Source organism: Olivibacter ginsenosidimutans (assembly GCF_039542865.1).
GTDB classification, from domain to species: domain Bacteria; phylum Bacteroidota; class Bacteroidia; order Sphingobacteriales; family Sphingobacteriaceae; genus Olivibacter; species Olivibacter ginsenosidimutans.
Genome location: NZ_BAABIQ010000008.1, coordinates 220,426 through 237,770 on the forward strand (window position 1 = coordinate 220,426; position 17,345 = coordinate 237,770).

Annotated in this window: 12 protein-coding genes; 3 read left to right on the top strand and 9 right to left on the bottom strand. The window is 38.2% G+C overall.

The window, feature by feature from the left end; all coding sequences use genetic code 11:
• The first annotated feature begins 24 nt into the window (after nt 1-24).
• Both topA and ABD930_RS08230 read left to right on the top strand, forming a co-directional pair.
• The gene (gene topA / locus ABD930_RS08225; RefSeq protein ID WP_345231236.1) at nt 25-2,394 is read left to right on the top strand and encodes a type I DNA topoisomerase; all 2,370 of its coding nucleotides are present in this window, start codon (nt 25-27) and stop codon (nt 2,392-2,394) included.
• A 12-nt stretch (nt 2,395-2,406) separates the two neighbouring features.
• Nucleotides 2,407-2,814 (top strand): hypothetical protein, encoded by a 408-nt coding sequence (locus ABD930_RS08230; RefSeq protein ID WP_345231237.1) that lies wholly within the window; start codon nt 2,407-2,409, stop codon nt 2,812-2,814.
• Nucleotides 2,815-2,823: 9 nt separating this feature from the next.
• Here ABD930_RS08230 and lysA read toward each other — a convergent pair whose 3' ends face one another.
• The 7 genes from lysA to ABD930_RS08265 form a co-directional block, all read right to left on the bottom strand.
• Nucleotides 2,824-4,002: a diaminopimelate decarboxylase gene (lysA, locus tag ABD930_RS08235; protein ID WP_345231238.1), complete on the bottom strand. Its 1,179-nt coding sequence runs from the start codon at nt 4,000-4,002 to the stop codon at nt 2,824-2,826.
• Nucleotides 4,003-4,031: 29 nt separating this feature from the next.
• Nucleotides 4,032-5,348: an aspartate kinase gene (locus tag ABD930_RS08240; protein ID WP_345231239.1), complete on the bottom strand. Its 1,317-nt coding sequence runs from the start codon at nt 5,346-5,348 to the stop codon at nt 4,032-4,034.
• Nucleotides 5,349-5,667: 319 nt separating this feature from the next.
• Complete coding sequence (locus ABD930_RS08245; protein ID WP_345231240.1) at nt 5,668-6,537, bottom strand: Ppx/GppA phosphatase family protein; 870 nt, start codon at nt 6,535-6,537, stop codon at nt 5,668-5,670.
• An 11-nt stretch (nt 6,538-6,548) separates the two neighbouring features.
• Nucleotides 6,549-8,630: a polyphosphate kinase 1 gene (gene ppk1, locus ABD930_RS08250; protein ID WP_345231241.1), complete on the bottom strand. Its 2,082-nt coding sequence runs from the start codon at nt 8,628-8,630 to the stop codon at nt 6,549-6,551.
• A 106-nt stretch (nt 8,631-8,736) separates the two neighbouring features.
• Nucleotides 8,737-9,768: a Gfo/Idh/MocA family oxidoreductase gene (locus tag ABD930_RS08255; protein WP_345231242.1), complete on the bottom strand. Its 1,032-nt coding sequence runs from the start codon at nt 9,766-9,768 to the stop codon at nt 8,737-8,739.
• A gap of 134 nt (nt 9,769-9,902) precedes the next feature.
• The gene (locus ABD930_RS08260) at nt 9,903-10,442 is read right to left on the bottom strand and encodes a DUF4142 domain-containing protein (RefSeq protein ID WP_345231243.1); all 540 of its coding nucleotides are present in this window, start codon (nt 10,440-10,442) and stop codon (nt 9,903-9,905) included.
• A gap of 111 nt (nt 10,443-10,553) precedes the next feature.
• Complete coding sequence (locus ABD930_RS08265; RefSeq protein ID WP_345231244.1) at nt 10,554-13,127, bottom strand: phosphoenolpyruvate carboxylase; 2,574 nt, start codon at nt 13,125-13,127, stop codon at nt 10,554-10,556.
• Nucleotides 13,128-13,735: 608 nt separating this feature from the next.
• Here ABD930_RS08265 and ABD930_RS08270 point away from each other — a divergent pair.
• Nucleotides 13,736-15,889, top strand: a complete 2,154-nt coding sequence (locus ABD930_RS08270; RefSeq protein WP_345231245.1) for an FUSC family protein — start codon at nt 13,736-13,738, stop codon at nt 15,887-15,889.
• Between the two features lie 3 nt (nt 15,890-15,892).
• Here the strand turns inward: ABD930_RS08270 and ABD930_RS08275 are convergent, their stop codons facing one another.
• Together ABD930_RS08275 and ABD930_RS08280 are read right to left on the bottom strand one after the other, a co-directional pair.
• A complete protein-coding gene (locus ABD930_RS08275; protein ID WP_345231246.1) occupies nt 15,893-16,609 on the bottom strand; it encodes a hypothetical protein in 717 nt (238 codons plus the stop codon).
• 51 nt (nt 16,610-16,660) lie between these two features.
• Entirely contained in the window at nt 16,661-17,272 is a 612-nt protein-coding gene (locus ABD930_RS08280; RefSeq protein WP_345231247.1) for a WbqC family protein, read from the bottom strand.
• Nucleotides 17,273-17,345: the final 73 nt, after the last annotated feature.

Sequence of the window (17,345 nt, forward strand, 5' to 3'; positions counted from 1 at the left end):
TATTTGCAAAAATCAAGATACTGAATGGCAAAGAACTTATTAATTGTAGAATCACCAGCAAAAGCAAAAACAATAGAAGGATATTTAGGTAAAGATTTTTTAGTTAAGTCAAGTTATGGACACATCCGTGATTTAGTAAAAACAGACGATGCTATTGACACGGCGAATAACTTCACACAAAAATATGAAGTTCCAGCAGACAAAAAAGCGGTTGTTAGCGAATTGAAGAAATTAGCGAAATCAGCCGAAACGGTATGGTTAGCATCCGATGAAGACCGGGAAGGAGAAGCAATATCATGGCATCTGTATGAAACCTTAAATTTAACAGATGACAGCACTAAACGGATTGTTTTTCATGAAATAACCAAACCTGCCATTTTAAAAGCTATTGAACAGCCCCGCAAGATTGACTTTAATTTAGTTAATGCCCAACAAGCCAGAAGGGTTCTTGACAGACTAGTGGGTTTTGAACTTTCTCCCGTACTTTGGAAAAAAGTTAAACCTTCCTTATCTGCTGGTCGTGTGCAATCAGTCGCTGTTCGATTATTGGTTGATCGCGAAAGAGAAATTAATAAGTTCGAACCAGAAGCCGCTTTTCGTGTAGTAGCTATTTTCTATAGCGGAACACAAAAAAAAGAATTATTTAAAGCCGAACTTTCCCAGCGCTTTGCAACTGTCGGAGAGGCAGAACAATTTTTAAAGGACTGTATTCAGGCGGATTATACGGTTAAAAGCCTAGAAACCAAACCCAGCAAGCGTAATCCAGCAGCGCCATTCACTACTTCTACTCTACAACAAGAAGCCAGTAGAAAATTAGGTTTTTCTGTGGCTAGGACCATGAGTATCGCTCAACGCTTATACGAATCGGGTAAAATCACCTACATGCGTACTGACTCCGTCAATTTGAGTGATACCGCACTCCAAGCCGCTGAGCAAGAAATCCGCTCAGCTTATGGCAATCAATACCATAAAAGAAGACAATATAAAACAAAATCTGCTGGTGCACAGGAAGCACACGAAGCGATACGTCCAACCTATTTTAATCAGCATTCGATAGATGGTGACCATGCGGAACGTCGCTTATACGAACTGATCTGGAAAAGAGCAATAGCTTCCCAAATGAGCGAAGCTGAATTTGAAAAAACAACCGCTAAAATCAGTATTTCTACCCGTCCAGAAGAGTTTACCGCTAATGGAGAAGTAATGAAGTTTGACGGTTTCTTAAAAGTTTATTTTGAATCTACAGACGAAGAGAACGAACTTTCAACGGAAGAATCTGGAGATAATGCCTTACTTCCCCCACTCCAAAAGGGCCAGCTACTCCATTTACAAGAGATGGTAGCAACGGAACGATACAGCAGGCCTCCAGCACGGTATACAGAAGCTAGTTTAGTAAAAAAGTTGGAAGAATTAGGTATCGGTAGACCGTCAACTTATGCTCCTACCATTTCCACGATACAAAATAGAGGCTACGTCGTAAAGGAAGATCGCGAAGGAAAAGCGCGTGATTATCGCGTCGTTACCTTAGCACAAGGGAAAATTCAAGCGACCACTAAAACAGAAATTACTGGAGCCGAAAAAGCTAAACTTTTTCCTACCGATATTGGTATTCTGGTAAACGACTTTCTAGTGGAGCACTTCAAGGATATTGTTGATTTCAATTTCACCGCAACGGTAGAAAAAGAATTTGATGAAATTGCTAATGGACTAAAGGAATGGACAGCCATGTTACATGCTTTCTACGGTCCTTTTCATCAAGAAGTCAAGAATACTATCGAAAATGCCGATCGTGCAAGCAGTGAACGTATTTTAGGTATAGATCCACAAACAGGGAAACAGGTAAGTGTCCGTCTCGGGCGTTTTGGTCCCCTCGTACAAATCGGATCAGCAGAAGATGAAGAAAAACCTGCCTTTGCTAGTTTGCGTAACGGACAAATGATCGAAACCATTACCCTGGAAGAAGCCCTCGAATTATTTAAGCTTCCTAAGAAAGTAGGCCATTACGAAGGAAAAGAAATGACTGTAGCAGTCGGCAGATTTGGTCCCTACATCCGTCATAATAATGCCTTTTATTCTTTGCCAAAGGGCTTAGATCCTATGGAGGTAGATGAAGCACAGGCTATTGAGATTATTGAGTTAAAACGTAAAAAAGATTTGGAGAAAATCATAAAAACGTTTGATGAAGATCCAGAAGCCCGTATAGAACAAGGTCGATGGGGCCCCTTTATTCGTTTTGGTAAGCAAAACATCAAAATCCCGAAAGGAAAAGAAGCCACTAAAATTACATACGCTGACATTTTATCTCTTGCTGAAGCAGAACATAAAACACCTACTACAGGCAAAAAGAAAGCACCAACAAAAGCTGTTAAAAGTAAAACGGTGAAGAAAAAATAGAACTTGTGGCATATGAAGAAGGATCTTCCAGAAAATATTGTAGAAGACATTTACATTGCCGTGGTGCTGGAAAATGAATCTCCACTTGCGCGAAATTGGAACGTTTATTTAATTAACCAAAAAGCGGAAACCATTAAAAACGTCCTGATCAGCAGCAAGGGCTATGGCATCAAAGATGAACGGGAAGTGAAGACTTCCGTGTTGCGCCATTTTATAGGTGACGTAGCCGCGCAATCATCTGCCCTAATAGAAGCAATAGCTGAACAGGTATTTGGCTTAACAAATGAATACCTACTCAGCTATTATATTGGTACCACGATTTATGACAAAAAATTTATTTTTTTACCTGAAAGTATTGTTGATTCCAATTTAATCCGCATTCCTATTCTAAATAAACCCGGGATATTAATCGGCATATAACCCTTACATTCAAGGTGTTATTTCATCATCATATACATACCTAATCTCATTCCGTAAATTATATCGGGAAGCCATAACTTCACCATAGGCACCTGCTGTACGAATAGCAATAAGATCTCCTCTATTAACTTCTGGAAGTTCCACTTCCTTGCCGAAACAATCCGTACTTTCACATATCGGCCCAACCACATCATAAGTTACTTTAATCCCTTCTGCATCTTTAACAGCATTAGTCGACAAATGTTCAATTTTATGATACGCTTGATATAATGCAGGCCGCATCAATTCTGTCATCCCCGCATCTAATACTAAAAAGTGTTTTTTTAAGCCCCTCTTGACGTACAATACGCGACTAACGAGACTCCCACATTGGGATACTAAAGCTCTCCCAAGTTCAAAATGCACTTCTTGATTTCCTTTTCTCTCCAAAAATTGATTAAAAATTTCAAAATAACCCGCAAAATCAACAATAGGCTCTTTGTCTGGATCAACATAGTTAACGCCTAATCCCCCTCCTACATTCAACACCTTTAACCGATATCCACGTTCATCAAACCAATTGTTGAATTCATTCACCTTCACACATAAGCTCTTAAAAACGTTCAGATCTACAATCTGCGAGCCCACGTGAAAATGTAACCCAATGAATTCAAGCGAATCGTATTTTTTGATAATTTCCAAACAATCCGCTAACTCCCAAGTTTTGATGCCAAACTTATTCTCATCTAAACCAGTAGTGATATATTGATGTGTCTGTGCGTCGACATTTGGATTAATACGAAGCGCAATTTTAGCTACCTTTCCATGTTCTTTTGCCAACTTTCCAATAACTTCCAATTCCTGCACAGATTCTACATTGAAGCAAAAGATATCATGTTCTAAACCAATCAGAATTTCCTTATCTGATTTTCCTACGCCGGCAAAAACAATTTTCTTAACATCAAAGCCGGTTTGTACCGCCTTCAATACTTCATTACCGCTTACACAATCTGCTCCTAAACCAGCTTTTTGAATACATTGTAAGATACGTTCATTGAAATTAGCTTTCAATGCATAATGTACATGAAAACCATAATTTTCCGCAGCCGCTAGTGCACGATCCAATGTTGCTTGCAGTAAGGTTAAATCATAATAAAAAAAAGGTGTTTCCCGCTGCCCAAAAGCAGCTATAGTAGCTTTATTAAACATGTATGGTGTAGGCTCATGCCTTTTTAAGGTTAAAACAAACGGTTATGTAATGACCGCAATACTTCTACTTTATCAGCAGCATTGATGAGTAGTGAAATATTAAAATTACTCCCGCCATAAGAGATCATTCGTACCGGAATATGCTTCACAGCATCCAACACTCTTGACGCATAGCCATGGGTATTTAAACTAAAATCGCCCACTACACAAACAATTGTCTGGTTGACGTCGATTTCCACTGAACCGAAATCCTTAAGCTCACGTTCAATATCCGCTAGAAAACGGGTGTCATCTATCGTTAATGAAACGGCAACCTCTGAAGTCGTGATCATATCGATCGGCGTCTTATAGCGTTCAAAAATTTCGAAAACTTTTCTCAGAAAACCGAAAGCCAATAACATACGAGAAGAATGAATCCGTATAGCCGTAATACCGTCTTTAGCTGCAATAGAACGCACGCCTCCCTGAACCGCGCCGTCTCTACTGATCAACGTACCAGAAGCACCTGGATCCATCGTGTTTAGCAATCGTACAGGAATGTTATACCGTTGTGCAGGAAATACACTTTGCGGATGTAATATTTTTGCACCAAAATAAGCCAATTCAGCTGCTTCATCAAATGTAAGATGCGCGATGGGTTGGGTTCCTTTAACAATGCGCGGATCATTATTATGCATGCCATCAATATCCGTCCAAATCTGCACTTCTTCTGCTCGTATAGCAGCTCCAATCAGTGAAGCGGTATAATCACTTCCACCTCGTCTCAAATTGTCAATTTCCCCGAAAGAATTTCGACAGATATAACCTTGCGTAATGTATAATTGATGATCTTTATGTGTTGCCAGTAAGGCGGATAAGTGCTCGCCTATATAATCGATAAGCGGTTCATTATCCTCATCAATCTTCATAAAATCCAAGGCGGGAAGCAATTTTGAACGAACACCGATCTCTGTCAAATAAAAATGATATAACGCAGTGGATAATAACTCCCCTTGTGCTAAAATGATTTTCTCCTCAATTGGTGTAAATAGTTCGTGTGCAAATGATTCAATGAAATTAAAATGGTAATCAATTAGCGCTTTACCATTCTCTTTTCCTTCCGCAGTGGTAAACAGCTCTTCGATAAATGCGTCATATGATGAACGCAATCCCTTAATCCGCGCCTCGGCCTTTCGTTTATCACCAGCAATAAAAGCTTGTGCTATTTCAACTAAGGCATTGGTTGTACCTGCCACAGCAGATAAAACGACGATTTGCTGTCCTTCACCTGGTTGGATGATGTCAAGCAATTTTTTCATGCGCTCGGGACTTCCTACCGATGTTCCACCGAATTTTAAGATTTTCATCGAAATAATTTGTTCTTTTTAAACACCCTCAACCGTTATTGGGGTGTATGACAAAACCACGAGGTAGCTGCGGAAGCCAATCCATTTTTGGAAAAACCCAGATTGCCATGTTGTACCTTTTTGCAATGACCATAAAACGTCAGCATGGAAATCTGTCACACACTCTCCTTGTTCATACGGGCGCCAAAGATACTTAAAAATTAGGATATTTATAATATCGGCAGAAATTATCTAACAAAAAATCAGAAGATAGGCTATTCTTTTTCCAATTTTGTTAGGTTAAGCATAAATTGGCGTTCATTCCATTTTCATTATAGACTTATCGGTTGTCTATTAACGTTTGAATAATACCATCAACCAATCCTAATCGTGGAACAACCAATGTTTTCACCCCACCCCATTTCATAATATTCAAAAATATCTCGCTCGCGGGGATAATCACATCTGCACGATCGTTATTTAATCCGAGGATATTGATCCGTTCCTTTAATGAAAAAGAATTGAGGTATTCATAGAGCGATTTCAATTTATTGAATGATAATGGTTTTGTTCCTTTCTCATCAGCGAGACGGTATAACTTATTGATATTGCCTCCAGTACCTATTCCGATGATACCCTTGCAATTTTTAGTATGGTCTTTCACCCATGCTTTCATCTCCTGCCAATTTTCATCACTGTCCTGGTTATCTAAGATCCGGATAGTTCCAATATTAAACGATTTGGATCCAATTAGAGAGCCCATGCTAAAGACAGAGAGTTCAGTACTCCCTCCACCAACATCAATATACAAATAGCTTCGTTTACGCTCCAGTTGTTGTTCAATATGACTGTTGTAAATAATATTGGCCTCCTTGGCTCCGTCAATAATTTCCAAATCGATACCAACTTCCTTTATCTTGCCAACCAACTCCTGCCCATTGGTGGCCTCACGCATGGCCGATGTTGCACAGGCCATATAACGACTTACTTTATATACGTCCATCAGTAGACGAAAGGATGTCATGGTTTTAATCAGATCGGTAGATTTTTTTCCCGAAATAAACTTATCTATAAAGGCATCATCTCCTAATCGCAACGGTACACGAATAAGGGTGTTTTTTTTAAAAGAGACCACGTCTCCATTCTCTACAATATCTGCTACCAATAATCTTATTGCATTCGATCCAATATCTATAGCTCCGTATCTCATAATCTATTATTTTATTCCGACGCCGTGTTTAATTTTGTTTTCAAATAATCATAAGTGGCTAACTGCGATTGACAGTCAGGTACGTTTTTCCGCTTTCTAACATACTTATTGTCATTATTTGCCGTAATGATGCGAGCTTTTATGTTGTCTTTTAACTGGATATTAATAATCGCCCTTATTTCTTCCCGCACAGAAGGATCTAGAATAGGAAAACTCACCTCCAAGCGCCGATCAATATTCCGGGTCATCCAATCAGCAGACGATAAATACATGTTCTCTTCTCCTCCATTACAGAAAATCCACACCCGAGCATGTTCAAGAAAGCGATCTACAATACTAATCACCCGTATATTTTCGCTATATCCTACCTGTTGTGGCACCAAACAGCACATGCCACGAACAATCAAATCGATTTTAACGCCAGCATTGCTTGCCTCATACAATTTTAAAATGATATCTTCATCCGACAAACTGTTCATTTTTAATATCATATACGCTTCCCGCCCTTGCCTTGCCTCCTCAATTTCCCGGTCGATGAATGCATAGATACGCGTTCTCATTTCCAATGGAGAAGTAATAATATAGTGATAATCTTTATAAAATGATTTATTATCTAAACCTTTAAAAAATCTTTTTAAATCGGTCGTAATTCCTTTATGTATGGTAAAAATGCTGTGATCACCATAGGTCCGCGCGCTCTTTTCATTATAGTTACCAGTGGCAAGATTAGCATAATAAACCAATCGCCCCTTTTCCCTTCGGCTTATTAAGCATATTTTCGCATGTACTTTGTAGGTCAACAAGCCATAATTTACGTGCACACCACTTTCCTGCAATTTATTACTCCAAAAAATATTCGCTTCTTCATCAAATCTTGCCTTAACTTCTACCAAACAACTTACCTTTTTACCGTTCTTTGCAGCATTAATCAAAGCATTAATAATCTTTGAGTTCTCCGCTAACCGGTAGAGACTTATGTTAATAGATACGACCTTTGGGTCTATCGCTGCTTCACGCAGGAAATGGATGATGTAATCAAAAGATTGATAGGGTAAGTTTATCAAGTAATCGCGTTTGGCAATTTGGCTGAATATGCTCTCGCCCAAATCAAGGCCTTTTACCACTAACGGTGCTAACGGCGCATAAGTTAATTTAGTTCCAGCTACATTAGGAAAATCAATGAAATCTTTGAAATTATGGTAGCGATTTGCCGGAATCAGTACCCCATTGTTCAGATCCATCTTTGATACCAAAAAATTAAGCATATCCAAGGGGATTTCACCATCATACAATAGCCGCATAGGTTTCCCTTTTGCCCTACGTTGCAGACTTTTGCTTAAACTCTCAATAAACTTTTCGCTTACATTCGTATCAATATCCAACTCTGCATCCCTCGTTAATTGAATCGTATAAGCTTCAATAGCATCGTATTTGAAGATAAAGAAAAGATCGTCCAAACAATATCGGATGATATCGTCCAATAAAATGATGAATTTCAGTTCATTGGTGTTTGGGAGTACCAAAAAACGCTTCATGTGCTTGGTTGGTACTTCCAATAAGGCATATTTCAGTTTCTTTCGATAGCTTAGTTTGATTAAGAAATAAATTCGTCTATCTTTTAATTCAGGAAATGGCTTGTCCTCATCAGAGGTTAACATCACGGGTACCAAGTTTGGTAGTACGTGTTCATGAAAATATTGCCGGACAAACTGCCCTCGGTTAACATTAAGTTGCCTATCGTTGATAATAAAAATTTTTTCTTCGGCTAATTCCTTGATGATTTCATTTTCATACAGGTACTCAAACTTCTTTTCTTGTTTGACAACGATATTTTTTATCTCATGAAGCACCTTTCTTGGATTAAATCCCAATAATTCTTTTGCTTTTGTATTGACGTTGACCAAACGATTTAGGGTTGCTACCCGAACCCGATAAAATTCATCCAGATTAGACGAAAAAATGGCTAAAAACTTTAACCTTTCTAGCAGTGGTACAGATTTATCTGCAGCTTCCTGTAATACGCGCTCATTAAAATATAACCAACTGATTTCTCTATTGACAAAGGGTGCTTTGCGCTTAAAAGATATAGACATGAATTGGGTTACCTTTTCTTAGGTAACAAAGGTTATATAAAAATGTTAAGTTAAAGTTAAGGCAATATGACTTTTTATAGATAATCAAAGCTAAACGGCAAAGAAGCTATCTATTCCAGCTTTCTTTTTCAAGTAATTCCATTTGCCAAATAACCTGCTCTTCCGTTATCGGATAGGGCTTGTCTTTGCGCAATTGTTCATAAACGGCATTAAACAATCCCTTATAATTTCCCTTTAATGCTTCTTTATAGTAAATCTGCTTCTGGTTATTCTTATTGATAACCGTAAGCAAACCTTCTTGTCCGACCGATTCTAAGCCAAATTGCGGATCCGTTGGCCACATTCCACGATCTAACTGTTCTTCTTGTACATCTGCCCTTGTCTTTTGAAAAGAACCTTTCGTACCATGTACAACATAGGCCGGTAAAGGTTGAGCCACCAATAAATTGGCATGGGCAAATACCGTAAGTCCCTTGTCATACGTAAGAATATAAGCAAAAGAATCGTCAACTTCTGAATCTTCTCGGTGTATAGAGGTTAATTTTAGACTATTTTTTGGTTTACCAAATAAAGAAATCACCTGATCTAGCAAATGTGGCCCTAAATCATAGGTGAGACCACTAGCAGGTTGATTAATTTCTTTGAAAAGCTTAGCGCTTTTCTCTCTTCTATAGCGATCAAAACGCACGTGAAATTCACTAATTTCGCCCAACGCCCCGCTTTCAATCACTTGTTTGACTAATTTAAAATCACTATCCCACCGTCTATTTTGAAACACCATCACCTGCTTTCCTTGCTTTCTCCCTAGGTCAAATAATGCTTTAACCTCCATACTAGTTGCTGCACATGGTTTTTCAATTAACACATGTTTGCCTTGAAGCAAGGCCTTTTCTGCATATTCAAAATGGGTTTGATTGGGTGTATTTACAACAACTAATTCGATGGTTGGGTCGGCTAGCAACTCGTCAACACTATCGTAACTAATTACCTGAGGATAGCGTTGTTTTGCTTGCTTCTTACTCCGTTCTACAACAGCTTTAAATTTAAATCGGGTATTGGTTTCCAGAAACGGAGCATGAAAAATTCTTCCCGACATCCCATAAGATAATAGACCTGTTATAACTGGATACTTTGACATAAGCTTAGCAATTTTAGTATATACCACCAAAAATATTCCGCACGTAGAATCGATTTAGTTTTATAAAACCCTCAGCGGAAGGGTTAAAAAATCGCCAACGTTTAACGAAAGGAGCCTTAAAAAGTTCGTTATGATTATAATAAACCTTTTGTTTTTTCTAGCTGTTCTTCCAATTTAGGAAGTGTTTCTTCGGCATAATGCCTAACCTCAACCGCCGTATTTCTGGAAGCCTGTTCAAAGTGTTCAATAATCACTTCTTGGTTATGAATCGATTTCTCCAAAAATGCTTTCTCCAATACGTTCGCTTGCGCGGAATCCAATCCTTCGGATAACGCTAATGGGGCTACCCCGGCAAAAGGAATTAACACATCAGAATTTTTTCCGATTTCCGCCAGCTTTGTCTGGATACCTTTATATTCCGAGCTTAAATTAGTAGCCAGAGCTTTTACCTGTGTGTTAGCACCTCTTTTTGCAATAACATCGGCAAAGTTGATCTCGTCATTAGCTAACTGGTATACCTCACGTAAAAACTCATATTCCTGCGTATCGGCCTTGGTATAATTCGTATAATAAAGTTCGGCACTGGATTTATGCTCTCCAACGGTAGTACACGAACTCATCGATAAAACACAAGCAAGGGCGGGCAAGCCAACTAAAGCTATTTTTTTATTCATTTTTTTGAATCAATTATTATGAAGTTTTATGCTACAAACCTACCACAAAATTTTTCTTTTATCAATTAAATTGCAAAATCCTGATGCAATCCAAGCAACCTTTTCCCAAACTTATACTAAGTTTCTACCGGCATTCACAATACCGTAAACAGTACGCGTCAACAATTTACTATAAATTTCATAGTTCGGATCATGGGTATCTAAATCATGCATTTTTTTAACCGCATAATGTTGAATGATAACCAGGGGAAGCACGATCTTTTCCCGGATAGCAATAGATTTTCGCTCAACAGGATACCTTTCCATCAAGAATTTTGTGCCCGTCAATTTAAGAAAATAAGCCTTGGTTAACTCAAATTCTTCTCGTAAGGTATTCCAAAATGCACCAAACGTTTTATCATCCTTTAAATAAGCGGTAATGTTGAAATTAGATTTGGTCATCGACATCACGCTATTATCAATTATCGTCTTAAACATGCCCGAAGTACGATAAAGCTCTTCCACTTTTCCCCATTCACCGGCATCATCTATGGTTTTCAATGCTGTTCCCACCCCATAACACCCCGGCACGCTTTGTTTCAATTGACTCCAAGCCGTCACAAAACTAATGGCTCGTAAATCCTCTAGTTTTAACTTTGCATTGGAGTTTCGTTTTACGGGTCGACTGCTAATATTCAACGATGACAAGAATTTAAGCGGACTAAGTTCTTCTAAATAAGTCATAAATAAAGGATGGCGCCTCAATTCCATAAATTTATTATAGCTCGCTTCTGCCATCCGATCAATCAAAGCTTTCTTCTCTGCTGATAGCGTGTCACCAGATTTTTGTTCAATTCCAGATGTCATTCCGGCATTAAGCAATTGTTCCATGTTATAATGTGCCGTATCAAAAGAGCCATATTGACTACTGATTGTCTGGCCTTGAATGGTCAATTGAATATGATCATTAGCGATTTCTTCACCCATGGAAGCATAAAATCGTTGCGTTTTTCCACCTCCTCGGGCAGGGGGGCCTCCTCTACCATCAAAAAACGTCAAATCGATATCGTATTTCCGCGCCATTGCAGTTAATTCTATTTTCGCTTTATAAATTGACCAGTTCGCCATCAAATAACCACCATCCTTTGTGCTATCCGAAAATCCTAACATGATGGTTTGCTTATTACCGCGATATTTTAGATGTTGCTGATAGGCCGGATTATTATATAATAATTCCATAACCGTCGCCGCCCGTTTCAAATCGTCGACCGTTTCGAACAAAGGAACAAAATCAATAGCAAGCGTATTTTTCTTCCAGCCTTTCCAAAGAAAAAGCTCCATTAAACACAAAATATCCGAGGCTTGTTGACAGTTACTGATAATAAAACGGTGACAGGCCTTTTCGCCGCCAGATTGCTGCATTTGCTGTATGTAAGCGATGGTATCTAGTGTATCCTCAATCAAGGCATCATCAATACCTTCTGCAGCTAAATCCAGTTCTTCAAAACGCACTGCAGCGATTTTACCCTCTTCACTTAAGGTTTTGAAGTCTCCAGCCACCTTAGTTTCCGTAAATCGATTAATCAGATAATGATAGGTTTTTCGAAGAATGCTACTATCCTGACGGATATCCAGGGTGGCGAAATACGTTCCGAACAGCTTAATTTTTCTTAACAGATCTTCAATAAGGTTCACAAATAAACCATCATGGTAGTCGGTCAAAACCCGTTTAACCTCATTTAAATTAAATATAATGGTGTCCTTAACATTCTGTGGATGCTCGATTGGATTAAAACTATTCTCATAGAATAAATCCTGTAAGATCGCCATATATTTCTCAACACCCTTGAAGGTGATTCGGCGTTTAATAACCCGAAAATCACGATAATAACACCTAAACAAGATCGTACGCAACATGGAAGCGACTTCCTTTGTGCTTTCCACAGTCACATTAGGGTTCCCATCCCGGTCGCCTCCTGGCCAAAACCCCAATTCTACAACTTGCTTTTCCTCTTCCGGTAAAATATCAAAATCATTGTCTACGATACGTTGTATATCGGAAACCACGGGGTAAAACACATGTTCCAGAAACCAAGCTAAGCTTCTAGCCTCATCTACTGGTGTAGGTTTGTTTTTCTGTAAAAATGGAGTTTTCCCTAATTGTTGCAGCAACAGATGAATATCGTTAATATCATTATTTTTCAACGCAAGGGTCAAATCGGTGATGATTCCTAAGACTTCACCCGGGTAAAACTGGGTAGGATGTGCCGTTAAGACCAACCGTAGGGAAACCTCTTTTAAGCGTTGGATAATCTTTTCACGTAATACGCCGTTATTTTCAGCGCGCTTAAATAGTTCTTCCAATGATCCTGCATCATCCGCTTTACCTGTTTTAGCAAAGGCCGAATCCTCAATCGCATCAAAAAGAACAACTTGTCGTTCAATATATTGTATAATGCGAAAAAGTAAATCAAATCGATCCGATTTATGGATATACTGCTCGTATTGTCCAAAAAAACTTTCGATAATTTCTTCTGGATCTAAACGATCGGCCACCCCTTTCTCGATATGAGTGGAAAAAAAGGGTAATAAAGTTCCGGTATGTTTAACCTGATAAAATGGTAATGTTAAAAAAAGGCTATTATATAACTCAAAACGCGTAAGTACCTCATTCTCGTAAATAGCTTCTTTCTGACTTAATTTCATATGTATACAAATTGTTTTTAATAAGGTCTTACCTACCAATAAGCTTATATTGTAACACCATTGGCGGCTTCATGATTTACTGTTTTTTTAACAAATCGGCACAAAATACAAATAATCCTAAAAAGATTGCACAGTTATTATTAAACATTACAAAAAAGTTCTTTTTCTTAATAATTTTTGACAATTCACACTAAACTCATCTGATTAACATAACCAACAAGTGATTTGCAGTAAGGTAGTGTTTTTTGCCTACTGCTATTAAACATAAACAAAGAAAAGTTGAAAGTGTGTTTGACAGTTGTTAAACAAGTCCATGTAATTATTTGTATCTTCGTACAAGGATTTTAACGTACTTTTAAATACGCTTTCCTGTTCATTTTTGTTTTAATTTGTCGGATGAAACCTTTGATGATTAAAATAATACTTAACTTGTATGTCAGCTATTATTTTAATGACTATCGGATAAACTACTGGTAGATATCATAGTGCATCCAAGTCGAATCAAGAGTAGGGAACGCTTAATGTGATGGACGGGTATATTCTAGGCTACGTAATTTTTTCAATAGTCAATTGAATCATATCGGTTCGTATTAATTCTGATTTTTCCAGTGAAGCAAACACAAGAGATTAAAACATTTTTTTATAGTCAATATTTTGCCGATGGATTAAGAATCGCTTTTGGCGCGCTAGTACCAGCTCTTATTTTCTCCTATTTAGGGGATATCCACACCGGAATAGCCGTATCATTGGGTGCAGTAATCACCAGCATTGTCGACACACCTGGGCCGACAAAGGACAGAAGAAATGCCATGGCCGTGTTAGTGGGGATGTCATTTTTAGTATCCTTCCTCACCAAAACGGCTAATCCAACTGTCATCAGTACCATTGTCTTATTATCCTCATTAAGTTTTTCCATGTGTATGATCGCGGTATACGGTACACGTGCGGCCTCTTTGGGCACTGCTACCTTGCTGATTATGATTTTAAATATGGATGACTTGAGGATGACAACCAATAGTTCTCTTTTGCATGCCTTTTATACAACCTTAGGTGGCGCATGGTACATGGCACTAAGTCTTATACTTACCCAATTCAGACCTTTTAGACTCCCTCAGCAAGCCTTAGCGGAATCAATCGAAAATACGGCTGAATATCTCCGATTAAAAGCAAATTTTTACGACCCCAAGGTTGATAGCGACAAAAATTACCAGAAGCTCATTGACCAACAGGTAACCATCCATCAACATCAGGATATTGTTCGGGAATTACTTTTTAAAAGTAAAGCAATTGTAAAAGATTCTACAAAACTTGGTCGCTTGTTAGTGATCATTTTTACGGATATGGTGGATATTTTTGAGAAGAGCATGGCTACCCACCATGATTATCAAGCCATCCGTAAAAATTTCGAAGAAACGGATGTATTAAGAGCAATTCGGTTAACGATAAACAGAATGGCCAATGAAATGGACAATATAGCGTATCATATTTATGCCAATAGCAGACCCAAAGCGCTTTACGATTTTAAAACAGACCTTGAGCATATTAAAACAGCGATAGATCAAGCGGATGCGAAAGGAAAGAACACCATGGTTTTAAAAAAAATACTGGTTAATATCCGGGATTTGACGAATAAGTTACATAACATCTATCAATATTTCAATACAAACAGAACCGATTTTAAAAACGATGAGACAGACCTTACTAAATTTCTTTCTCATCAGTCCTTCAATCCCAAAATATTGAAAGACAATCTAACCTTGCGCTCCTCTACCTTTAGGCATGCCCTGCGCATGGTTATCGTGATGTTAATTGCCTATTTGATTACTCGTTTCTTTTTCTTTGGCAATCACAGCTATTGGATATTAATGACCATTTTGGTTATTCTCAAACCTGGTTGGAGCTTAACGAAACAGCGAAATTACCAACGTATGGCGGGGACAATTATTGGTGGTTTAGCGGGTGTTGGTATTCTCTTGGTGGTAGACCAAGAGATCGTAAAATTCATTTGCTTAATGGTATTTATGGTTTTGGCTTACAGCTTTATTCGGATAAATTACATTCTCGGAGTAATGTTTTTGACACCATACCTTCTATTGTTATATAGTTTCTTGGGAGTAGGCACCCTAGCGATTTTGAAAGAGCGGATCGTGGATACCATTACGGGAAGTTTGCTAGCCTTTTCATCAAGCTATATCATTTTTCCGAGTTGGGAAAGTGAAAATGTGCAGTCTGGTATGCGTAAATTACTTATTGCGAATTACAATTACCTAGCTAAAGCACTAGAATATATCGTGGGTTCCCCCGTTAGCCAAACAGATTATAAACTCGTTCGAAAAGACGTATATGTCAACATGGCTAATATGACCTCGATATTTCAACGGATGATTACTGAGCCCAAGAGTAAACAAAAAAACGTTAAAGATCTCAATAGATTTTTAATCTATAACCATATCCTTTCTTCTTATTCTGTGGCTTTGGTCAACGTAGTGGTAAACATGGATCGGGCTTCGTTAACAACGGAACATGTCAAAATCATACGTAAATCATTAAAACAATTGGCGCAAACTATTTTACAATTTAAATCTGAAGCGCAAGACCAAACGTTTAACGAACTAGATGTCAAAACGCCTGCAACAATGCCTGAGGGACTTCCCGATGAAAATGAAGACGCTCGATTATTAACCGAACAGCTTTCTTTTATTAATAAAATCACCAATGATTTAAATAAGATATGCGAAAAGATGGAACTCTTAATCAGTTAAGGGTTATTTTTTATTTTTCTTTTCAAAAACAGTTACCACTTGATCTGCCATTTGCGTGATGTCTGTTTTTAGTCCAATGTAAAAAGAAAAAATAGTCAAGGGCTTATCTTGAATCTTTGCAAAAGCATGCATCAATCCAAAATCGGTATATATAAAAAAGCCTTTTAGTTTATAGTCTGCACCGGCATTCAGCTTTGCTCCTCCCATCAATCGCCCATCGTAATCATTGCGCAAAATGTTACCGGGCAGGATATCTGCTCGTGGTTCAAAAAAAATGCCTACCGATGGTCCTATCGTAATATAGGTGTTCAACTTCTGAAATTGCCTCCGGGTACCGATAGATAGATTCACATTGTAATAATTGGCTCTACCATTTTCTATCAGATAAGCTGACTCATCGTTTTTATTTTTCTGATTATAACCAAAAGTCCAATAATCAATAGACGGGTAAAGCACATAGTGCCGATTAGGCAAGGAAATATCCATCCCCCAGCTGCTGGCTAAACGAGCAGTCAGCACGTCCCGTACACTGCCAATAGGAATCCCATAACCTAAGCTTCCGCTCACAATGTAGACTTTACTATTATGAATAGTATCCGTATACTTTCTAACCTTTGTTTGTGTACTATCCTTTGCCAACAACCGAAACCGTTGCTGTTGCGCAAGACCACTCATCCATAAGCTGATACCTATAGCGACTAAGAATAGGCTTTTGTTCATAAAAAACAACATGTTTTGTATAAACAAGCACTACTATAAAATGTTTAGGTTTTACAAAAAGCGCAAACTATTAGGACCTTGATTAAACAATAAGTCTATGATACTTAAATTGGGAAGAAACCCATGTTTGGGTTCAAAAACCTGAAAATAAGGTGTTGCAGTAAAATCAGTGGCGTGTTTCGGATGTATTTTATTCCGGAAATCTATGCGATCGGTGTAATCTTCTACATAAGACGACGTAAAACTGAAGGTTTTCTTCACCTTAAGTAGTTGGAAACATTGCTCTAATAAAGCAATATTGAAATCAAACAAGAAATCGTATTTTTTATGATAGAATGGAGCAAAGTCGTCTTCATAAAACTCAAAATAGGCCGAGCGCCGATAAGAAGTTTGTATGCTCATCCAGTGTAACCGCTGCCAATCGCTTTCATAACTGATGCGTACATCTTTCATAACCGTATGCACACGTGATCCCTTCTTCACTGGGATAATCAAATCCAAGATACCGTTTGGTGAATAAATGCTAGCTCTGGTTCTGTACGTTTGTTTTGGAAAATGTTCAAATTTCTCTATAAGCACCTCAGTACCTGGAGCACTTAACATTTCCGCCACCGCTTGGATTGGCGGCAAATAAAAACAGGAAAATAATTTATGTTGTTCCATTACACGCGTATTCGATGCTATCAAAAAAATCAGCTGCAAAAATACGTTTTCTGTCTTATTTTTACCATACGTT

Coding starts and splice junctions, on each gene's coding strand:
- topA (WP_345231236.1), top strand. CDS start 25: ATGGCAAAGAACTTATTAATTGTAGAATCACCAGCAAAAGCAAAAACA.
- ABD930_RS08255 (WP_345231242.1), bottom strand. CDS start 9,768: ATGTCAAAGTATCCAGTTATAACAGGTCTATTATCTTATGGGATGTCG.
- ABD930_RS08245 (WP_345231240.1), bottom strand. CDS start 6,537: ATGAGATACGGAGCTATAGATATTGGATCGAATGCAATAAGATTATTG.
- ABD930_RS08275 (WP_345231246.1), bottom strand. CDS start 16,609: ATGAACAAAAGCCTATTCTTAGTCGCTATAGGTATCAGCTTATGGATG.
- ABD930_RS08230 (WP_345231237.1), top strand. CDS start 2,407: ATGAAGAAGGATCTTCCAGAAAATATTGTAGAAGACATTTACATTGCC.
- ABD930_RS08265 (WP_345231244.1), bottom strand. CDS start 13,127: ATGAAATTAAGTCAGAAAGAAGCTATTTACGAGAATGAGGTACTTACG.
- ABD930_RS08260 (WP_345231243.1), bottom strand. CDS start 10,442: ATGAATAAAAAAATAGCTTTAGTTGGCTTGCCCGCCCTTGCTTGTGTT.
- ppk1 (WP_345231241.1), bottom strand. CDS start 8,630: ATGTCTATATCTTTTAAGCGCAAAGCACCCTTTGTCAATAGAGAAATC.
- ABD930_RS08280 (WP_345231247.1), bottom strand. CDS start 17,272: ATGGAACAACATAAATTATTTTCCTGTTTTTATTTGCCGCCAATCCAA.
- ABD930_RS08240 (WP_345231239.1), bottom strand. CDS start 5,348: ATGAAAATCTTAAAATTCGGTGGAACATCGGTAGGAAGTCCCGAGCGC.
- lysA (WP_345231238.1), bottom strand. CDS start 4,002: ATGTTTAATAAAGCTACTATAGCTGCTTTTGGGCAGCGGGAAACACCT.